General features: G+C 65.5%; 2 protein-coding genes and 1 pseudogene. 1 reads left to right on the top strand and 2 read right to left on the bottom strand.

The features are described 5' to 3' along the window. Positions 1 to 88: 88 nt before the first annotated feature. Both WCB02_RS25700 and ggt read right to left on the bottom strand, forming a co-directional pair. Positions 89 to 1,387, bottom strand: a complete 1,299-nt coding sequence (locus WCB02_RS25700) for an MFS transporter (protein WP_423962569.1) — start codon at positions 1,385 to 1,387, stop codon at positions 89 to 91. Between the two features lie 233 nt (positions 1,388 to 1,620). After that, positions 1,621 to 3,369, bottom strand: a complete 1,749-nt coding sequence (ggt, locus tag WCB02_RS25695; protein WP_423962568.1) for a gamma-glutamyltransferase — start codon at positions 3,367 to 3,369, stop codon at positions 1,621 to 1,623. Positions 3,370 to 3,549: 180 nt separating this feature from the next. Here ggt and WCB02_RS25690 point away from each other — a divergent pair. Further along, positions 3,550 to 3,750, top strand: a pseudogene (locus WCB02_RS25690) (MFS transporter); the annotation flags it as partial.

Genomic DNA, 3,750 nt, shown 5'->3' with positions numbered 1-3,750 from the left:
ATCGCAAGCCCGATGCCGCGGCTCGCCCCCGAGATGAACAGCGTCTTGCCTTTGAGGGATGTCATTGGACGAGCTCCGGTTCGAGGATTCAGCCATCGACATGCAGCACCCGGCCGCGGGTCTCCGGCAGTGCGAAGGCTGCGAGAAAGAACACGCCATAGGCCGCCACCGCGAAGATCGCGATCGCGTTCGCAAGCGTGGTCGAGTTCGACAGCGCGCCGACCAGGAACGGAAACAGCGCGCCGATGCCGCGGCCGAAATTATAGCAGAAGCCCTGGCCCGAACCGCGCAGCCTGGTCGGATAGAGCTCGGTCAGGAACGCGCCCATGCCGGAGAAATAGCCGGAGGCGAAAAACCCGAGCGGGAAGCCGAGCAGCCAGAGGATTTCGTTGGTCAGAGGCAACTGGGTGTAGAGCAGCACGATCGCGATGGCGCCGAGCGAGAAGGTCAGGAAGAGATTGCGCCGTCCGATCCGGTCGGCGAGCCAGGCGCCGGTGAGATAGCCGATGAAAGAGCCGATGATCAGGGCCGCGAGATAGCCGGTCGAGCCGACGATCGAGAGATGGCGCTCCTTGGTCAGAAACTGCGGCACCCAGAAGGTGACGGCGTAGTAGCCGCCCTGGCAGCCGGTGGCCATCAGCGAGGCCAGGACGGTGGTCTTCAGGATCGGGCCGGAAAAAATCTCCCAGAGCGGAGGGTGATTGCCGGCCTCAGCCTGCCTGACGCGCGTCGCCGCCGCGATGTCCGGCTCGGTCACGTAGCGGCGCAGATAGAATACCAGCAGCGCAGGCAGCGCGCCGACCACGAACATCCAGCGCCAGGCGGTTTCTGCCGGGAACAGCGAGAACAGGATCGCCTGCGCCAGCACCGCAAGGCCCCAGCCGACCGCCCAGCCGGACTGCACCGAACCGACCGCGCGACCGCGGTATTGCGGACGGATCGCCTCCCCCATCAGCACCGCGCCGGCGGCCCATTCGCCGCCGAAGCCCAGGCCCAGCACGGCGCGCGCGATCAGCAGTTGGTCGAAATTCTGCGCCATCGCGCAGACCAGCGAGAACACCGAGAACCAGAGAATGGTGAATTGCAGCGTCCTGACCCGGCCGAGGCGGTCGGCCAGGTAACCGCCGAGCCAGCCGCCGATCGCGGATGACAATAGCGTCACCGTGCCGGCGAGCCCCGCGATGCCCTGATCGACGCTCCACAGCTTGACGATGGTGCCGATCACCAGCGGATAGATCATGAAGTCCATGCCGTCGAGCGCCCAGCCGGACGCGCAGGCCCAGAACGTCCGCCGTTCGCCGCGGTTCATGTCGCGATAAAAGGCCAGCAGGCTGGTGTCTTCGATATCAGCGGTTTCGACCGCTCGCGCGGGATCGGCTATGGTCATGACGCTTACTCCTCACCGAACGATTTTTTTGGCCGGTCTGGATGGTTCCGGCGGCAGGATCATGGGTGGCGAAATCCTATCCCGCTGCCGCCATCAGGCAAAGGCTTTACCGGCGTCTTCAAGCGAAAGCCCGCCCCGCACCCGATGCGGGTTGGCCCCGGTTGGCGCTAGGAAACGCGTCAAACCAAATACCGCGCTTTCGTTCCGATTTGATCGGAACGGAGGCTGTTGGGCTATTGCCCCGCGGCCGCCGCGCCGCGGGTCCGCGGATCGGGCGCGCCGAGCAATCCGTTTGCGGTGACGAGAATGGAATTGGCCGAGGAGTAGCCGACAGATTCCACCACGCGATGGCCCTTCGCGGTCAGCGCAGCCAGCGCGTCGTCGGGAAATCCGGGCTCGACCCGTACCTCATCAGGCATCCATTGATGGTGCAGCCGGGGGGCCGCGACCGCGGCGGCGACATCCATCTTGTAATCGAGCACGTTGACCAGCACCTGCAGCACCGTGGAGATGATGCGGCTGCCGCCGGGCGAGCCCGTCACCAGCACCGGCTTGCCGTCCCTGAGCACGATGGTCGGCGACATCGACGACAGCGGCCGCTTGCCCGGCCCCGGCAGATTGGCCTCATAGCCGACCAGGCCGAACGCGTTGGAGGCGCCGGGCGCGGCGGTGAAATCGTCGAGCTCGTTGTTGAGCAGGACGCCGGTGCCCTCGGCGACCAGGCCGACGCCGTAGCTGAAATTGAGCGTGGTGGTGTTGCTGACGGCATTGCCGAGACTGTCGACCACCGAAAAATGCGTGGTGTTGTGGCCCTCATGCGGCAGATTGATCGAAAGCAGGTCGGCGGACGGCGTGGCCTGCGCGGGGTCGATCGTGGCGCGCTGCCTGGCGGCGTAATCCTTGGAGATCAGCATCGCCGTCGGCGCATGGACGAAATCGGGGTCGCCGAGGAAGCGGGCGCGATCGGCATAGCCGCGCCGCATCGCCTCGATCAGCAGATGCAGTTCGTCGGCAGAGCCCTGCTTCATCTCCTGAAGCGGAAATCCCTCGAGGATGTTCAGCGTCTCCAGCAGTACCACCCCGCCCGACGACGGCTGCGGCATCGAAACGATGTCATAGCCGCGATAGCTGCCATGCACCGGGGGACGGATCAGTGCCGAATAGGATCTGAGATCATCCGATGTCATGATCCCGCCGGCCTCGACGATCGCCTTGGCGAGCCGGTCTGCGACCGGACCCTGGTAGAATCCGCGCGGCCCCTGTTCGGCGATCGCGCTCAGCGTCGCCGCCAGATCGGTCTGCACCAGCCTGTCGCCTTCGCGCAGCGCGGTGCCGTCAGGGCGGGAAAACACTTTCGCCGCCGCGGGCCAGTGCGCCAGCCGGCGATACCATTGCGGCAGGGTATCGGCGAGATCGTCGGTGATGACGAATCCGTCGCGCGCCAGCGCGATCGCCGGCTGCAGCAGTCGCGCCAGCGTGAACTTGCCGGAGCCATATCTCTCAAGTGCCAGCGCGAGGCCGGCCACGGTTCCGGGCACGCCGATGCCGAGCGCGGAATCGCGCGATTTCGCCGGGTCCGGCCTGCCGTCGGCGCCGAGGAACATTTGTGCCGTGGCCGCGGCGGGCGCGGTCTCGCGATAGTCGATCGCGACATCCTCGTTGCGGCCGGCGAGATGAACCACCATGAAACCGCCGCCGCCGAGATTGCCGGCCCGCGGATAGCTGACCGCCATGGCAAAGCCCGTCGCCACCGCCGCGTCGACCGCATTACCGCCCTGCTTCAGGATATCGGCGCCGATATGGGCCGCGATCTTCTCCTGCGCCACCACCATGCCGTGTTCGGCGGCAATCGCGTGCACGCTGTCGGCGGAGGGTAATTTGAAGGCGGGGCGTCCCTGCTGCGCCTTCGCGGGCAGCAGGCCGGTAAAAAGCAGCGCTGCGCAAGCGAAAAACGTCCGTCGGGTGAACGCAAACGAGATCATCAAAATTCCGCCGCCGGTTGGCATCAATCCATCTTCACGGCGATGCTATATGGCGCCGGTAAGCAATGGCAAACGCGACGTCGTAATCGCAACGGACATTTTGGCGGAGGACGATTTGGCAAAGGACAATCCGGCAAGGGAGAGTCTGGCAAGGGACAATCCGGCAAGGGACAATCTGGAATGGCTGTGACCGCAATCGAGCCAGCTGACGCGGAGGGCCAGCGCAGCTACCCGCCGCGATCGGCCGTCATCAGCTGGATTTTCTTCGATTGGGCGGTGCAGCCCTATTTCACGCTGATCACCACCTTCGTGTTCGCGCCCTATTTCGCCACGCATATCGCGCCCGACCCGGCCGCCGGACAGGCGCTGTGGGGCTTTGCC

The organism is Bradyrhizobium sp., assembly GCF_049581145.1.
Classification (GTDB): domain Bacteria; phylum Pseudomonadota; class Alphaproteobacteria; order Rhizobiales; family Xanthobacteraceae; genus Bradyrhizobium.
The sequence above is the reverse complement of the archived record's forward strand: the minus strand, read 5'-3'. Positions and strand labels throughout refer to the sequence as shown.

Bases quoted from the DNA above. Each gene is read 5' to 3' on its own strand.
- WCB02_RS25700 (WP_423962569.1), bottom strand. From the start codon at position 1,387: ATGACCATAGCCGATCCCGCGCGAGCGGTCGAAACCGCTGATATCGAA.
- ggt (WP_423962568.1), bottom strand. From the start codon at position 3,369: ATGATCTCGTTTGCGTTCACCCGACGGACGTTTTTCGCTTGCGCAGCG.